The sequence below is a fragment of the Spirosoma sp. genome (assembly GCF_026391055.1).
GTDB lineage: Bacteria > Bacteroidota > Bacteroidia > Cytophagales > Spirosomataceae > Spirosoma.
Genome location: NZ_JAPLET010000029.1, coordinates 238,473 through 256,225, shown reverse-complemented (window position 1 = coordinate 256,225; position 17,753 = coordinate 238,473). Strand labels below are relative to the sequence as shown.

General features: G+C 54.5%; 12 protein-coding genes. All 12 read left to right on the top strand.

Features of this window, described 5'->3' with window-relative positions; translation table 11 throughout:
• Positions 1-44 precede the first annotated feature (44 nt).
• Positions 45-1,400 (top strand): enolase C-terminal domain-like protein, encoded by a 1,356-nt coding sequence (locus NT073_RS28930; RefSeq protein ID WP_297381012.1) that lies wholly within the window; start codon positions 45-47, stop codon positions 1,398-1,400.
• Positions 1,401-1,484: 84 nt separating this feature from the next.
• Positions 1,485-2,732, top strand: coding sequence for a galactonate dehydratase (gene dgoD, locus NT073_RS28925; RefSeq protein WP_297381009.1), 1,248 nt, complete (start codon positions 1,485-1,487; stop codon positions 2,730-2,732).
• 70 nt (positions 2,733-2,802) lie between these two features.
• Positions 2,803-5,793 (top strand): TonB-dependent receptor, encoded by a 2,991-nt coding sequence (locus NT073_RS28920; protein ID WP_297381007.1) that lies wholly within the window; start codon positions 2,803-2,805, stop codon positions 5,791-5,793.
• A gap of 20 nt (positions 5,794-5,813) precedes the next feature.
• On the top strand, positions 5,814-7,289 hold the full coding sequence (locus tag NT073_RS28915; RefSeq protein ID WP_297381005.1) for a RagB/SusD family nutrient uptake outer membrane protein: 1,476 nt from the start codon (positions 5,814-5,816) through the stop codon (positions 7,287-7,289).
• Positions 7,290-7,397: 108 nt separating this feature from the next.
• The gene (locus NT073_RS28910; protein WP_297381002.1) at positions 7,398-8,381 is read left to right on the top strand and encodes a hypothetical protein; all 984 of its coding nucleotides are present in this window, start codon (positions 7,398-7,400) and stop codon (positions 8,379-8,381) included.
• Between the two features lie 21 nt (positions 8,382-8,402).
• Complete coding sequence (locus NT073_RS28905) at positions 8,403-10,664, top strand: PQQ-binding-like beta-propeller repeat protein (RefSeq protein ID WP_297380999.1); 2,262 nt, start codon at positions 8,403-8,405, stop codon at positions 10,662-10,664.
• 21 nt (positions 10,665-10,685) lie between these two features.
• Positions 10,686-11,687, top strand: coding sequence for a 2-dehydro-3-deoxygalactonokinase (locus tag NT073_RS28900; protein WP_297380996.1), 1,002 nt, complete (start codon positions 10,686-10,688; stop codon positions 11,685-11,687).
• Between the two features lie 79 nt (positions 11,688-11,766).
• Entirely contained in the window at positions 11,767-12,414 is a 648-nt protein-coding gene (locus tag NT073_RS28895) for a bifunctional 4-hydroxy-2-oxoglutarate aldolase/2-dehydro-3-deoxy-phosphogluconate aldolase (RefSeq protein WP_297380994.1), read from the top strand.
• 187 nt (positions 12,415-12,601) lie between these two features.
• Positions 12,602-13,900 (top strand): MFS transporter, encoded by a 1,299-nt coding sequence (locus NT073_RS28890; protein ID WP_297380992.1) that lies wholly within the window; start codon positions 12,602-12,604, stop codon positions 13,898-13,900.
• A 57-nt stretch (positions 13,901-13,957) separates the two neighbouring features.
• Positions 13,958-14,956, top strand: coding sequence for a 3-hydroxyacyl-CoA dehydrogenase family protein (locus tag NT073_RS28885; protein WP_297380990.1), 999 nt, complete (start codon positions 13,958-13,960; stop codon positions 14,954-14,956).
• 61 nt (positions 14,957-15,017) lie between these two features.
• Positions 15,018-16,166: a membrane dipeptidase gene (locus NT073_RS28880; protein WP_297380988.1), complete on the top strand. Its 1,149-nt coding sequence runs from the start codon at positions 15,018-15,020 to the stop codon at positions 16,164-16,166.
• Positions 16,167-16,513: 347 nt separating this feature from the next.
• Positions 16,514-17,638 carry a FecR family protein gene (locus tag NT073_RS28875; RefSeq protein ID WP_297380987.1) on the top strand — a complete coding sequence of 375 codons (1,125 nt, stop codon included), beginning with the start codon at positions 16,514-16,516 and terminating at the stop codon, positions 17,636-17,638.
• Positions 17,639-17,753 lie beyond the last annotated feature (115 nt).

The window sequence follows — 17,753 nt, the reverse complement described above, 5'->3', positions numbered from 1 at the left end:
CCTACCCCTCATACTTACAACCTATTAACCTTTCTTTTTCTCAAATGAATAAACCTGATCAAAGTCGTCGCGACACGTTGAAAATGCTTGGATTCGGCTCGTCTGCCGGTCTGTTAAGTCTGTTTGGTGGCATCTCCACCGCCGAAGCCCGTGAACAGCAGGGAACCCCGCAGTATGCTAAAGGGCTGGCACCCGTCAAGATCAAAAGTGTCAAAGCCATCGCGACCGCGCCACAGGGCTCGAACCTGATCGTCGTGAAGGTGGAAACCACCGAACCCGGTCTGTATGGCCTTGGCTGTGCTACCTTCACCCAGCGCGCTGCCGCCGTCGTTGTGGCCATCAACAGCTACCTCAATGACTTCTGCGTTGGCAAGGACGTCGACAACATTGAAGACATGTGGCAGTCGGCCTATGTCAGTTCCTACTGGCGCAACGGGCCGGTGCTCAACAACGCCCTCTCCGGTCTTGATCAGGCACTGTGGGACATCAAAGGCAAACGGGCGAATATGCCGGTTTACCAGTTGCTGGGCGGCAAAGTGCGCTTCGCCATTCCCTGCTACACCCACGCGGGCGGCACCACGCCCGAAGCCACCGCCGATAGCGTGAAGAAGTTCATGGAACAGGGCTTCAAGTACATCCGTATTCAGCAGGGCGGCTACGGTGGCGTAGGCAGCACCGTCGACAAGCCCGACTTCAAAGCGGCCGGTTTCGGCTACGAAGGCGACGCGTACATGAACGTAATGGGCTACCTGAAATCGGTGCCCAAGATGTTCAATGTCGTGCGCAAAGAGTGTGGCGAGGAAATCGAACTGCTTCACGACGTACACGAGCGGGTACAGCCCATGGAGGCCATCAACATGATCAAGCAGGTGGAAGAATACCGCCCTTTCTTTATCGAAGACCCCTTCTCGCCCGAAAACATGAAGTGGTTCGCCCAGTTGCGGCAAACGACCACGGTACCTATTGCGATGGGTGAGCTATTTAACAACATCAACGAGTTCAAGGAGCCGATGGTGAACCAGTGGTTCGACTACATCCGGATTCACGTGTCGCAGATCGGCGGCATCACCCCGGCCATGAAGGTAGCGCGGCTGGGCGAGTGGTTCAACGTTCGCACCGCCTGGCACGGACCGGGCGATGTATCGCCGGTGGGGCATGCCGCCCACGCGCACATCGACCTCGCGGTCTGGAACTTCGGCATTCAGGAAGCGGTGCAGTTTTCGGAGAAGACCCAGGCCGTTTTCAGCGGTTGCCCAACGATGAACAAAGGCTACATGTCGGTCAACGAGGTGCCAGGTTTAGGGGTTGACATCAACGAGAAAGAAGCCGCCAAATACCCGATTACAACCAAGTCGAACTGGCAGGTGCGGAAGATGGACGGAACGATCATCCGGCCGTGATTTGGTGGAGTGGGTGGAGTTGGGTTTAAGAACCCGACACCACCCACCCCACCTGCTCCACCACTAAACTCCCCTAAACCCTCTATGAAATCATCAAATAAAAAAACGGGTATCTCCCGCCGGGCGGCCATCCAGTCGGTACTGGGTGTGACGGGCGTAACGGCCATGACGCTCCCGCAATCGTCGTATGCGGCCAGTCCGGGGCACTTTGCCGATTACAGCAAGGTGAAGATCACGAAGCTGGAAACCTTTCTGGTGAAGCCCCGCTGGATCTTCCTGAAAATCCATACCGATGTAGGCGTCGTCGGGCTGGGCGAGCCGCTGCTCGAAGGGCGGGCGCTGACCATCCAAACGGCCATTAAAGAAGTGGAGCCTTACCTGATCGGGAAAGACCCGCGTCATATCGTTCACCACTGGCAGGCCATTTATCGCCACGCGTTCTACCGGGGCGGTCCCATTCTGACCAGCGCCCTGAGCGGCATCGACCACGCCCTATGGGACATTAAAGGCAAGCTCCTGAACGTGCCGGTCTACGAACTCCTAGGCGGCCCCACCCGCGACCGGGTGCGCGTGTACGGACGCGCCAGTTCGGGCGAGGAGATCAAGAAACGGAAGGCCGAAGGGTATACCGTCATCAAAACGGGTGTTTTCAAAAAAGACCCGGCCAACATTGTCGAGAACCCCCGTTTTGTCCGGAATGCGATCAACAATTTTGCGGAGCTGCGGCAGGCCGGTGGCGACGATATGGACATTGCCATTGATTTCCACGGCAGTATTCCACCCCAGACGGCCAAGATTCTGATCAAAGAATTGGAGCGTTATCAGCCCATGTTCGTGGAAGAGCCCTGTCAGGCGCAGAACGTCGATACAATGGTCGACATTGCACGGGGCACCCACCTGCCCATTGCTGCCGGAGAGCGGATTTTCACCAAATGGGGGTTTCGCGAGCTGCTGGAGAAAAAGGCCGTCAGCATCGTCCAGCCCGACCTCTGTCATGCGGGCGGTATTACGGAAGGTCGCCTGATTGCGGGCATGGCCGAAGCGTATTATGTGCCCATTGCCCCGCACAACCCGATGGGTCCAATCTCACTGGCCGTTGGTCTGCAACTAGCCGCCAGTGTACCAAATTTTCTGGTACAGGAGCAGGTATCGCTGGGCGAAGGCTACATCAAGAACCCGTTCAAGCTACAGAAAGACGGTACCGTCATGATTCCGCAGGGACCCGGTCTGGGTGTCGAACTGGACGAAGCCCAGCTAAAAGACAAGATCGGCCACGACTGGAAAAACCCCGAATCGTACAACGCGCTCGACGGCTCGGTGGTGGACTGGTAGAGGAGTTATTACAATTCTATAGTGAACTACCCCAACACAATCAATTTCCTCTACTCAATTAATTTATCTCATGAAAAAGCATGTAAAACTTTTCTTTTTTCTACTGCTGCTCTGCCGGGGCTATGCCTTCGCACAGAACGCCAGAATCACGGGTACGGTTACCGGACCGGACAATCAGGGGCTGCCGGGCGTCAACGTCCAAGTGAGCGGAACTACGCTGGGAACGTCCACCGATGCGTCGGGAAATTTTACACTAAATGCGCCGGGTAATGGATCGCTGGTGTTCTCAAACATTGGCTATGCCGGGCAAACGGTGCCTATAAATGGACGCACGGTCATTAATGTGCAGTTGGCCGAAGACCAGAAAACACTCAATGAAGTAGTCGTGGTAGGGTATGGTACGCAACGCAAAACGGACGTTACCGGTGCTCTGTCGGCCATCTCGACGAAGGAATTTGCCCAGCAGCCCGTTACCCGCATTGATCAGGTCTTGCAGGGCCGCGCGGCTGGCGTACAGGTAACCCAGGCAACGGGAGCGCCCGGTGGCGATGCCCGCATCCGGATACGGGGAGCCAATTCGGTGCTGGGCAGCAACAACCCATTGTACGTGGTAGATGGCTTTGTCGGGGCTGATTTCAACTTCATAAATCCCAGCGACATCGAAACGCTACAGGTGTTGAAAGATGCCGCTTCGACCTCTATTTACGGCAGCCGCGGGGCAAATGGCGTGGTCATTATCACCACCAAAAAAGGAGCCAAGGGTATTAAAGTCAATTACGAAGGGCAGGGCAGCGTCTCCAGCGTGATCAAGAAATATGACATTTTACCCGCCGGTGAATTTGCCGAAATCGTGAACGCCCGCGCCACGGCTACCGGCTCAAATCTCCCCTTTACTACCGACCAGATCGCCCAGTTTAAACAAAATGGCGGCACCGACTGGCAAGACATCGTTTTCCGAACGGGCAGCGGCCAGCAGCACCAGATTACCGTATCGGGCGGTGGCGACAAAACAACGTTTCTGATTTCCGGTAACTACGTCAACCAGAACGGTATTGTGGAAAACAGCGGTTTTAAACGGTATATTCTGCGCACCAATCTGAATACGCAGATCAATGACAAGCTTTCGTTCCGATTGAATTTATGGGGTACGAAGTCGAGAAACCATAACACCAACGGGGGTGGAGCCATCATTCAGGCACTGGCGTGGGCGCCTACAACCCCCGCTTACGGCTCCGACGGGCAACCTACCTTTACCGACCCTATCGGATCGGTGTACCGCAATCCGATTGACTACCTCTACGATCAGGCGGCAGACCTCGACCGGTCATCCATCAACGTGAATGGCGGCTTGAATTACAAGCTTCCGATCAAAGGCCTTACGCTGGATTTGCAATATGCTGTCAACTACCTGAACGCCCAAAACCTGAACTTTTCGGGCAAACGGCTTTCTAACAACAACCCCAGCGCCAGCCGCTATTCGTCGGAGCAGGTGACGTTACAGAACACGAACTCGCTGAACTATACGGTGGCGTTCGGCAACCACTCCATCAATGCGGTGGCGGTGCTGGAAACGCAGCAGTTTACAGATAATAACTTTACGGCCACCGCTACGGGACTGCGTTTTCCGCAACTGGGCTACAATAACATCGGCGGCAACTCGGCGGCTTCGGTAGGCTCCGGCTTCCAGAAATGGACACTGCTCTCACTGCTTGGCCGGGTCAATTACGCCTACAAAGACAAATATCTGGTCACGGCAGCCGTTCGGCAGGATGGCTCGTCCAAGTTCAGCCCCGAGAACCGAAACAGTGTTTTCCCCTCGCTGGCGTTGGGCTGGCGACTGTCGGAAGAGGAATTCATCAAAAAGATGAACGTGTTCAGCAACCTCAAACTTCGCGGAAGCTGGGGTATGACGGGCAGTCAGGCCATCAACCCCTACGCTACACTGTCGCCCTACAACACCACTTTTGTGGCGTTCAACAACACAGCGGCTGTGGCGGGGGTGATTCAGGGAAATCAGGGCAACCGCAACCTCAAATGGGAAACGACTAAACAGACCGACGTTGGCCTGGAAATGGAGTTCTTCAACGGACGGTTACGCTTCGAAGCGGATTACTTCAAGAAAAACACCACCGACCTGCTGCTGAACGTCGCCTTACCGAGTTATGCTGGTGGTGGTACGCAGACCCGAAACGTGGGCGAAATCGAGAATAAAGGATTTGAATTATCGCTCGGTGGAACGCCCTTCGACAAAGGCGGCTTCCGTTGGGAAACGAACCTGAACTTCTCTACCCTTAAAAATCAGGTCATCAGCCTGGGTGGACTACCCCGGCTGGGTACCGGTACAGGCGTAGGCGCGGGGATGTCGACCACCAACGAGTTTATGTTGATGCCCGGCGAACCCCTCGGATCATACTGGGGCCTGAAATACCTGGGTACCTTCAAGCCCAATGAATCCGATCTGGCCGCCCGATTCGGCCGTGTTCCCGGCGATCCGCACTACCAAGACCTCAACGGCGACAACTCCATCACGACCGACGATTTCCAGATTATCGGTCGCGCTTTTCCGAAAGCAACCGGCGGCTGGAATAACACGCTCAGTTACAAAGGACTGACGTTGAACGTTTTCTTCAACGGCGTCTTTGGCGTCGACAAGCTCAATTACACGCGGGCAGCTGCGCTTTCCGGCGCGGGCGATGCGCGTCAGTTTATCCTGGCTGAAGTTCGGGATTACTACCGACCAGGCAACGAAACCTCCGACGTGCCCGCCTTCACGAGAACGTATCAGCCGTTCACGCAGTCGAGCCGATTCCTGGAAGATGGCAGTTTCGTCCGGCTCAAGAACGTGAGTCTTTCGTACAACTTACCGGCGTCGGTGCTTCGCAACAAGGCTAATGCGCGGATATTTTTCAGTGCGACGAACCTGCTGACCATCACCAAATACAAGGGACCAGATCCGGAATCGAGCAGCGTTGGCTCCGGTACCGATACGGCTATCGGTATCGATTACGGCTCTTATCCTAACTCAAAAACCTACACCATCGGCCTGAACCTCGGTTTTTAAGCCCCTTACTCTTCGCTAGTATGAAAAAGATATTGATCTGTTTACTCGCTGCCGCACTGGCAACGGGCTGCAAAAATTACCTCAACGAAGACACCACCGGCCTGCTCTACGGCCCCAATGTGCTGTCGACTCAGGACGGCCTGGAATCGGCGCTGACGGGGGCTTACAAAGGACTGGGCTCCCAATGGACGTACGGATTTATTCACCCCTCGGCCAACGGGGCTGTGCTGGGGGCCGACGACGTGACCACCCACCCCGCCAGCAACAAGGCCGACTGGCGGGAGTTCGACCAGTTCAACGTGTCGACCACCAACCAGCGCTCGGGGGCGGTGTACAATGGCTGTTACAAAGCCATTCAGGGAGCTAACAACGTTATTAATAACTACTCGAAAACGGTGGGCACCAAGGCCACAATTGACATCATTGCGGGCGAAGCCTACTTCATCCGGGGCTTTTCGTATTACTGGCTGACGCGCTTTTATGGCAATATTCCGCTCGTTACGGCGGGGGAATATTCGGATAGTTTGCTGACCATCAAAAAATCGACGGTAGCGCAGGTGTATGACCTGATCGTGTCGGATCTAAAGAAAGCCGAAACCATGCTGCCCAACACCCGGCGCGATCCGGGTCGGCCCAATGCGGGCTCGGCGAAGGCATTTCTGGCCGATGTGTACCTGACAATGGCGGGCTGGCCGTTAAAGCAAACTGACAAATATGACCTCGCAGCGACCAAAGCAAAAGAGGTGATCAACAACAGCACCCTGTATGGATTTCAGTTAATGCCTACTTTTGCCGCCGTCTTTGAAAACGACCCGGCGGTGGCTATCATCCCCGAATCGGTCTATCAAATCAGCGGCTTTGCGGCAGGCAGCGGCACGGCCAATGCGACCTACGGCAACACGGCTATGCCCGGCGAAGAAGGCGGCTGGGACGATATGTTTGCGGAGTTGAATTTCTTCGCGATGTTCCCCGAAGGGCCCCGCAAAGACAAGACGTTCCGCACCCAGTTTGGTTTGGGGGCCTCTACCATTCCGTGGCAGCAAAGCCTGACCCGGCACCCGTATTACCAAAAGTGGTACATCAAGGGAAACATCGTCACGTCGAGCATTTCGCTGCCCTCGGTCATGATGCGCTACGCCCACGTGCTGACCATCTACGCCGAAGCGAAAGCACGGGGCACCGGCGGTCCCGACCAGGCAGCCTATGATGCGCTGAATCAGGTACGGTTGCGCGGACGGGCTGCTGGAACCAAAGCGCTAACTCCCGGTGATGGGCTGACCGCCAGCCAGTTTGCCGACGCCGTCGTAGAGGAGCGAGCCTGGGAATTTGCCGCCGAGCGCACCCGTTGGTTCGACCTCGTCCGGCTCGAACAGGTGGAAGCCGCCAACGCCAAAAAGAGCCCTGACGACCTGCAACCAATCAAAGCGATCACAAAAGCCAATTACTGGTTCCCGCTGCCGTATAGTGACACGTCGCTGAACCCGAATTTAAATTAGTGGAATGGTGGAGTGAGTGGAGTGGTGTCGGGTCTGACCGGGCTGGCGTTCCAGGACCCGACACCACTCCACTCACTCCACCATTCCACGACTTAACCAATCCACCAAATGTCCAGCCTGAAACGTATCCTTCTCCCCGCCTTTGCCGTAGTCGGCTTGTGCAGCACAACCGTCCCTCTGGCCGACTGGCCGCAGGCTGACCTGTCCAACGGTGTTATTCAGACAACGCTTTATATGCCGGATGAACAGCAGGGCTATTATCAGGGCACCCGTTTCGACTGGTCGGGGGCGTTTAAAAGCCTGACGTACAAAGGGCACAGTTTCGTGGACCAGTGGTTTGAGAACTACGACCCTAAGATGCACGATGCCATCAACGGCCCTGCCGAGGAGTTTACGCCCCTGGGTTATGCCGAGGCCAAAACCGGGGATACGTTCGTGAAGATTGGCGTGGGTACCCTTCGCAAAGCTGCCGACAAGCCCTACACTTTTGCGAGCAATTATGAAGTGGCTGACCACGGCAAATGGACGGTAAAACGGCGTAAAGACCGTATTGAGTTTACGCATGAACTGAACGACCCAACGGGCTACGGCTATGTGTACCGAAAAACGGTAAGGCTCATCAAGGGCAAACCGGAATTGGTGTTGGAACACAGCCTGAAAAACACTGGCAAGTTGCCCATCAAAACGAGCGTGTACGACCACAATTTCTTCATCATCGACAAAGAACCCACCGGTCCCGGCATCGAAATCCGGTTTCCGTATGCCGTAAAAGCCGAAGGAAAAGGATTCGGGAGCCTCATTGTGACGCAGGACAACCGGTTTGTTTACGCCCGTAATCTGGAGAAAAAAGAGAACGTGTATACGGCGGATGTTCACGGTTTTGGGCCAACGGCCAGCGATTACGATATCCGTATCGAGAATCAAAAAACGGGAGCGGGCGTCCATATCACCAGCGATCAGCCCATGGAAAAGCTGGTGTACTGGGCCTGCGCCACCACCTCCTGTCCGGAGCCGTACATCAGGTTGGAAGCGCCCCCCGGAAAAGAAGTGACATGGAAAATAGCGTACGAATTTTATGAAAAAGGGAGGTAGCCACACCTCTTCAACAAATCCATGAATACATACCTGAAACCCTTACTCGGTCTGCTCATTCTGGGAAGTTTTGTGTCCCTGAAAGACGCCCCGAAACCAATAAACCAGTCGCCCCCCAACGACGACTGGCCGACCTATGGCGGCAATAACGCGGGTAACCGATACTCGAAACTAACGCAGATCAACACACAAAATGTAAAAAACCTGAAGCTGGCGTGGAGCTACGACACCGGCGATAATAAGGATGCCTCGCAACGGGGGATGGATATTCAGTGCCAGCCCATCGTGGTCAACGGTGTTCTCTACGGCACCTCGCCCCGGCTAAAACTCTTTGCCGTAGATGCTGCTACGGGTAAGCAACACTGGCAGTTCGACCCCTTTGCCGACCCCGACACCAAGCCCCGGTTTCACCCGATGCGTGGGGTGATGTACTGGGAAGATGGCAACGACAAGCGGGTGCTGTACACCGTGGGTTCCTTTCTGTATGCCATTAATGCAAACACCGGTAAGCCGGTCGAGAGCTTCGGCAAGCAGGGAAAGGTCGATCTGCACGAAGGACTTGGCGATAAGGAAACCATCGGCCACGACGTGGCGAACCTGTCCATTCGCGTTACGACACCCGGCGTTATCTACAAGGATATGCTCATCACCGGCTCAGCCGTTAACGAGGGGGGCGACGCGCCACCGGGCTACATCCGGGCGTTTAATGTACGGACGGGTAAACTTGCCTGGGTGTTCCATACCATCCCGCTGCCGGGTGAGTACGGCTACGAAACCTGGGGCAAAGATTCCTACAAAAAGCTGGGGGGTGCCAACTGCTGGGCGGGTATGGTGCTCGACGAAAAACGCGGTGTCGTGTACGCCGGTACCGGTTCGCCCTCCGTCGATTTTTACGGAGGTGCCCGCCCCGGCCAGAATCTGTTTGCCAACTGTGTCATTGCGCTGAATGCCGCCACCGGCAAACGGGTGTGGCATTTCCAGACAGTTCACCACGATTTGTGGGACCGCGATCTGCCCTGTCCGCCGAACCTTATCACGGTAAAACACAAAGGCCCCGACGGTCGGCCCCGGATGGTCGACGCCGTAGCGCAGGCCACCAAAGACGGCTATGTATTTGTCCTGGATCGCGACACGGGTAAACCACTCTTTCCGGTGAAAGAAGTTCCGGTTATGACATCGCCCGCCTTACCCGGCGAAAAGCCCTGGCCTACACAGCCCGTGCCAACTAAACCGGCTCCGTTTGTCCGGCAGGAGCTGACCGAAAACGAAATCACGACCCGTACGCCCGAAGCCCACGCTTACGTCCTCGACCGTTACCGCAACAGTCGACATGGGAGCAAATATATGCCGCCCAGTATTGAAGGGACGCTGTATTACGGCTTCGGGGGCGGGGCCGAATGGGGCGGCAATGCTGCCGATCCGGACGGAATTCTGTACCAAAATGCGAACACCATGCTCTGGTGGCTCAAAATGCGCGACGTTCGGGCGCAGGCCGGTGGTGTAGCCCTAACACGGGGCGGCAGCCTGTTCAACACCAACTGCGCCGTTTGTCATGCTGCGGGTGAAAAATCGGGGGGAGCAAGCCAGACGGCCCAGGCCTACCCGAATTTGACGGACGTTGACAAGCGTTTGACGAAAGAGCAGGTAACTTCCATTCTGATAACGGGCCGGGGCCGTATGCCGTCGTTCGGGCACCTGTCTGCCGATGATCGGGAGGCTATTGTCCGATACCTGTTCAAACTCGACACCAAACCCGCATCCACGGCGGCCGCGTCCACGGCGGCCATAGCTGCCAACGACCAGCACAGTTCGGTGGTGAACACGCCTACGGCTGAGGGAGAAGACTTCCCCTATACGCCACCGTATCTGAACAACGGCAATACGCAGTTTCGCGATCAGGATAATTACCCGGCTATTAAACCGCCCTGGGGTACGCTGAACGCCATCAACCTCAACACGGGCGAGTACCTCTGGCAGGTACCACTGGGCGAATACCCCGAACTATCGAAAAAAGGGATTCCCCCCACCGGCACCGAAAACCACGGTGGCCCCATCGTGACGGCGGGTGGGCTGGTTTTTATTGCAGCCACATATGATGAAAAGCTTCGGGCATTTGACCGAAAAACCGGTAAAATCGTGTGGGAGTATAAATTACCCGCCGGGGGCTTCGCCACACCCATAACCTATATGGCTGGCGGAAAGCAGTATATCGTCATTGCTGCGGGTGGTACCCGCTATGGCCTGAAGCCGGGTGGCTCGTATGTAGCGTTTGCGTTGCCGTAACAAGCACAAAAAGAAGAATCAATGAAAAACTATCTATTAGGCTGCGACTGGGGAACGTCTTCTTTTCGACTACGGCTCATAGACAGCACAGGCCACCAACTTATCGGGGAGATTACATCGCAGGAAGGCATTGCCAGCACCTTCACGGCCTGGAAAGCCATTGGCGATGGAGCAACGCTGCCCAGAGAACAGTTTTTCCGTCGGCAGTTGAAACGGCAGATCAAGCAGTTATCGACCAAAGTAGGCATTGATCTGAGTGGCATCCCCATTGTCATTTCGGGTATGGCTTCGTCCTCCATCGGGATGGCCGAAGTGCCGTATGCAACCCTCCCCTTTCCGGTCGATGGCAGTCTGTCCAGCACCAAACGACTGCCCAAACAGGGTGATTTCCCGCATGAGATTACCTTGATTTCGGGGGTTCGGACGGAGCACGATGTAATGCGCGGGGAAGAAACGCAGCTTATTGGGTTGCTGGCTCTGTTGGATACCCAGCACGTGACTACTAATGCGTCGATACTCATCTTTCCGGGTACGCATTCGAAGCATATCTATATCCAGAATCAGCAGGTCATTGATTTTCAAACGTTCATGACCGGCGAGGTCTTTAATCTGATGGCGCACTACAGTATTCTGAAAGACTCCATTGCGCCCAAAGAACTGGATTTGTTTTCTGAAAGAGAATGCAACGCCTTCAAATCCGGCGTCACGGAGTCTGGGTCACCGTCTATTCTGAACAGCTTGTTTCGGGTCAGGACAAACCAGTTATTCAGCCAATTGACCAAACCCGAGAATGCCCTTTACCTCAGTGGTCTGCTCATCGGCGAGGAGCTAAAAACGCTTATCGACCAGCCACAGTGGCAGCTGATTTTGTGCAGCGGGACGAATCTTTATGAGCTGTATAAGCTGGCCATGCACGAGCTGCAACTAAGTAACCGGACAACTACTATTTCAGCTGATCTGATCGACAAAGCCACCATTGCCGGACAAGTAAAAATTGCCCAGAACCAGCTGGTTAATGGTTAATGAGTTATTGGCAGGAGGTTTAATAACTTCCTGCCAATAACTCATTAACCATTAACTCAATAACCAATAACCAACCTACATGAGTCAACAACCCTTCTCCTGGGAGTTATTTTCCAAAGCGCCGGTCGTCGGTATTATTCGGGGGCTGAAACCCGACGATATTCATCACATCATGCCTATTTACCGGGAAGCCGGACTGACGACGATTGAGATCACGATGAATACCGACTATGCCGAAGCCATCATCCAAAATGCGGTAAAGTACCATAGCGAGGGGCTGAACATCGGAGCCGGAACGGTCTGCACATTGAAAGACCTGGAAAAGGCACTGGCTGCTGGTGCTCAGTTCATTGTAACGCCCGTGCTTGAGAAGAAAGTCATCAAAGCCTGCGTCAAGCACGGTGTGCCCATTTTTCCGGGAGCCTTTACGCCATCGGAAATCTACAAAGCCTGGTCGCTGGGTGCATCGATGGTCAAGATTTACCCGGCTACATCCCTCGGCCCCGATTACATCAAAGACTTAAAAGCTCCCCTCAACCAGTTGAAACTCATGCCCACAGGCGGTATAAGTCTGGACAACATGGCCGCGTATTTCAAAGCTGGGGCCGACGGGCTCGGCATCGGCAGCCACCTGTTTGACAAAAACCTAGTTCAGCAGAAAAACTGGGAGGGCCTTAAAAGCCATCTACAGGATTTTGTACAACGTATGGAGAAGGCGCGGGTTTGATGGCGTTGCTGGCGAGGGCATTGGCCCGTGTCTTTTTATGAAGTCAGTATTAACTGATGTATGGATAAATAGCTGTAACGCCAGCAAATGCTGTCCATATAAAAGATACGGGCCAATGCCCAAACCAGCAACCTCGTCATCGGCAGCCACCACCCCCACCAACCTAACACTTTAAACCCTACTCCCAGTGACTACTACTTCCAAGCCCAACAATTACCGTTGGATCATCGTCATTTTGCTCTTCACCGCTACCACCATCAACTACCTCGACCGCCAGATCATCGGCTTATTGAAACCCATTCTGGAAGTTGAATTTAGCTGGTCAGAAACGCAGTTTGCCAATATTGTGATCGCCTTTACGGCCGCTTATGCCGTTGGTCTGCTGGCTTTCGGCTGGTTCATCGACAAGGTTGGCACGAAAGTAGGGTATGCCGTTACGATCGTCTGGTGGAGCGTAGCCGGTATGCTGCACGCATTGGCCCGAAGTGCATTTGGGTTTGGTCTCGCCCGCGTTGGGTTAGGGCTGGGCGAAGCGGGAAATTACCCGGCCGCTGTAAAGACGGTAGCCGAGTGGTTTCCGCAAAAAGAGCGTGCGCTGGCAACGGGGCTGTTTAACGCCGGCACCAGCATCGGTGTGGTAGTGGCCTTACTCATTGTTCCCTGGATACTGAATCACTACGGCTGGCAGGAAGTGTTCTGGATTACAGGGGCAATGGGATTCGTCTGGCTAATATTCTGGCTGATCTTCTATGAAGTTCCTGCCCGACAAAAACGGCTGTCGGCAGATGAGTACACCTACATTACCAGCGGTCAGGAAGTCGAAACCGAAAAGAAACTGCCCATCAAGTGGTTCCGGCTGTTTACGCTTCCACAGACCTGGGCGCTGATCACCGGAAAAGGGCTTATCGATCCTATTTACTGGTTTTTCCTGTTCTGGCTTCCCTCCTATTTCTCGTCTACCTTTAAGCTGGACCTCAAAAAACCAAGTCTGGAGCTGATGCTCATCTACACCGCTACCACCGTGGGCAGCATTGGGGGCGGGTACCTGTCGTCCTGGCTTATTAAACGTGGCTGGCCTACACTGAAAGCCCGAAAAACGGTCCTCATCGTATTTGCCGGGTTGGAATTATCCATTATCCTTGCTCAATTTGCGACGGATGTATGGGTAGCGGTGGGGCTGATTAGTCTGGCAGTGGCCGTTCACCAGGCCTGGGCGACCAATGTGTTTACGATGGCATCTGATTTATTTCCGAAACAAGCGGTAAGTTCGGCCGTTGGTATAGCGGGGATGGCCGGTGCCGTCGGCGGCATCTTCTTCCCGATGCTGGTCGGGCGTTTGCTGGACACCTACAAAGCGGCCGGAAATCTGTCGGGGGGGTACAACCTGTTGTTCACTATCTGTGGATTTACGTACCTGACCGCCTGGATTATCATCCACTTGCTGACCCGCAAACCTAAACTAGTCGATATAAGCCAACTGACGTAATCTTTTGTCATGCGACGAAGGCTGCAAAGCCTGACAAAAGTACCCAAACACATAGTAATGGAACCTCAACAACTAAATCCGGCAGATATACTCGTGAGCGTTGTAGGGCTGGGCCTGATGGGCTGTAGCATTACCGTCTGCCTACTCATTGCCGGGCACCCGGTAGTAGCCGTTGCGCCCCTGCCCGCCGACATGGAAACGGCCGAACCCCGCATTCGCGAACACCTGACCAAAGCCTTCGAGAAAGGATTGATCACCCAGAGCCCCGAGCTTTATTTTGAACAACTGACCATTACAGAGGACTATAGTCTGTTGAAGGACTGCAAGCTTGTACTGGAATGTACGCTCGAAGACATCGGTATCAAGAAATCCGTCTACGACAAAATTGAAGCCGTTGTTGCCGACGATACCCTTATTACGAGCAACACCTCGGCCATTCCAATCAGCATACTCCAGCGGCAAATCAAATTGCCGGAGCGGTTCTTGGGCTTGCACTGGGCAGAACCGTCGCACACGACCCGCTTTCTGGAAATCATCTGTGGCGACCTGAGCGATCAGCAAACCGCCGACTGGCTGTATGCGCTAGCCCATTTCTGGGCTAAAGAGCCAACGCTGGTGCGCAAGGATATTCGGGGGTTTATTGCCAACCGGTTGGCATACGCCATGTATCGGGAAGCTTTCAATCTGGTCGAAAATGGATACGCGACTGTAGAAGATGTGGACCGCGCCTGCCGAAACAATACCGGCTACTGGATGACACTTGTAGGCGTTTTTCGGTGGATGGACCTGACAGGCGTAGCAGCCTACCATACCGTTATGAAGGACTTATTCCCCACGCTGAGCAATAAAACCGAAGTTCCTAAACTGATCGACGATATTGTGAAAGCAGGTGGGAAAGGCGTTCAGAACGCTCACGGTTTCTACGAATACACCCCCGAAGAAGCCCAACTCTGGAAAGAAACCTACGAGGAGTTCAGCTACGACATTCGTCAGTTAGCCCTCAAATACCCGGCCGATGTGGTGAAGAAAAAGCTGAAAAAGGAGAGCGAAGACTAGTCAATTTGCACCAGACAGCATCCCTACTGTCTGGTGCAAAACCAAATCATAAACCAAACCCATGTTCATTATTGATGCCCACCTCGACATGGCTCTCAACGCCATCGAATGGAACCGTGACTACCGACTGTCGGCTCACCAGATCAGACAACAGGAAGCCGACATGACCGACAAAATTGACCGGGCCAAAGGCACTGTCTCTCTGCCCGACCTCCGCCGGGGCGGTATTGGGCTGGTCGTAGCCACGCAGATTGCCCGTTTCAACCAGAGCAACGGCAACCTGCCCGGCGCGGGCTGGAACTCCCCCGAACAGGCCTGGGCCATGACGCAGGCGCAACGGGCGTGGTACGAAACGATGGTCGACGCGGGCGAAATGACGCAGATTCTTGACCGTGCCAGTCTGGATAAACATGTGGCATTCTGGCTCGACGAAAACATTCCGAACGACACCAAACCTGTAGGGTATATCCTCAGTCTGGAGGGAGCTGACTCGCTGGTGAACCTGTCGTATCTGGAAAAAGCCTATAACTACGGCTTACGTGCCCTCGGTCCAGCGCATTACAGCACGGGGCGCTACGCCCCCGGCACCGGCCTGAGTGGCCCGCTGACGGTGCAGGGCCGCGAACTGGTCAAAGAAATGGACCGTCTGGGTATCATCCTGGACGCCACCCACCTCACCGACGAAGGGTTTACAGAAGCCCTTTCTTTGTACAAAGGACCCGTTTGGGCTAGTCACCACAACTGCCGGGCACTGGTACCGCACCAACGCCAGCTCACCGACGATCAAATAAAGCAGTTGACCGAGCGGGGTGGCGTCATCGGCGGGTGTTTCGACGCCTGGATGATGAAACCCGGCTTCACCCAGCGAGTCAGCAATCCGACCGAATTCGGTATTTCTATCGAAACCATTATCGACCATTACGACCACATCTGTCAGCTCACCGGCAGCAGCCAGCACATCGCCATCGGCAGCGACCTCGACGGCACCTATGGCATCGAACAATCGCCCCGCGACCTCGACACCATCGCCGACCTGCAAACCCTGACCGGCCTTTTAGCCAAACGCGGCTACACGGAGGAAGATATCGAAAACATATTCCATAAAAACTGGCTGCGGTTTTTACGAAACGCGTGGTCCCCGGATGCACACAACCCCCAAACCCCGGACTACGTCCGGAGCTATCCACAGTCAACCCCCTCGGGGTTGTAACTAAAGGCTACACCTGCCTCGTACCCCGGACTACATCCGGAGCCCTCCAGTCATAACCCCGTCGGGTTTGTAACTGGAGGGTCCCTGTATGCCTGTTACTCGTCGCCCCAACCCCGACGGGGTTGACCGTAGTTAACCCCGGATGCAATCCGGTGGCACAGGACCGCCCGCGCCACCACAACCCCGACGGGGTTGACTGTAGCTAACATCGGTTGCAATCCGGTAAGGGGCTATGGGACGCTCAACTGCCATTTTAAAATTTTTTAAAATAAAGTTTCGGAAAAGAGAGTATTCGCCAATGACTTCTGCATCTTTCCTCCAAATGCACCAATAACGCATCCGTTTGTATGCAGGAGTACAGGGATTTAGAACCCGAAGAATTGGCCCTCGATTCGTCTTTTCAACGCTGGCAGTTGAGCCACGACCCCACAGCCAATGCGTTCTGGGAAGCGTGGCTGACCCAGAATCCGGACAAAACCGAGCTGGTCGACAAGGCGGCTTCGTTGTTGATTTCCCTGCATAACACTTATAGCGAACACATTGCCGAGCGGCTACCTCTTTCAGAACGGGAAATTCAGGAAGAGATTAGCCGCCTGCACGAGACACTGGAGGATCGTGAGGTGCCAGTTATAGCGGTGCCGTGGTTTCGGTCCTGGCCGGTTCGCTATGGGGTGGCGGCTAGTGTACTGGTTGTACTCGGGCTTTTTGGCTGGAATCAAATCCGCCCTTCGACCAATAAAACGGCGGTGACCTACACCGAACTCGTGGCTCAGGTAGCCGAACCCCTGTCCGAAGTAATCAACGCGACCGACGCCCCGATGCGGGTCGATCTTCCCGATAAAAGTGCCATTACCCTTTACCCAAAAAGCCGGGTGAGTTACGACAATCGATTTGCCGGTACGAAACGGGAAATTTACCTTTCGGGTAAAGGCTTTTTCGAGGTCGTCAAAAATCCGTCGAAACCATTTTACGTCTATGCTAACGGACTGGTGACGAAAGTACTGGGCACTAGTTTTACGGTGCAGGCCTATGAAGGCGCGAAGCAGATGAAAGTCGTTGTTCGGACGGGAAAAGTGGCCGTGTTCTCCCAGAAGCAGGTGGCGGAGCAACCTCAGAAAGAAACCTATAAACTGGACGGTATCGTGCTGACACCCAATCAGCAAATCGTCTTCTCGACGGAGAAAACACAGTTAAAAAAGAGCCTGATTGAGAACCCGGTTTTGTTGGAGCAGGCCCTACAGAAGCCGCTTTTTGCCTTTAAACGCACCCCCATTGCCGAAGTGTTCGCTACCCTCGAGCAATCGTACGGCGTACCCATCGCTTTCGACAAAGACCTGATGCGGACCTGTTACCTGACCGCTTCGTTTACCGACGAACCCCTTTTTGAAAAACTTGACCTGATTTGCCGAACCATCAATGCCACGTATAAGCAGGTAGATGGAACGATCCAGATCAGTAGTAACGGCTGTTAATACCGCGTACCCAAATCATCGTCTAACCTATCTAATTCCTTGAATGCCTATGATCAACACCGCTCCGACATACGCATAAAAAAGGCGGAGATGCGCTAACATCTTCGCCTTCAAA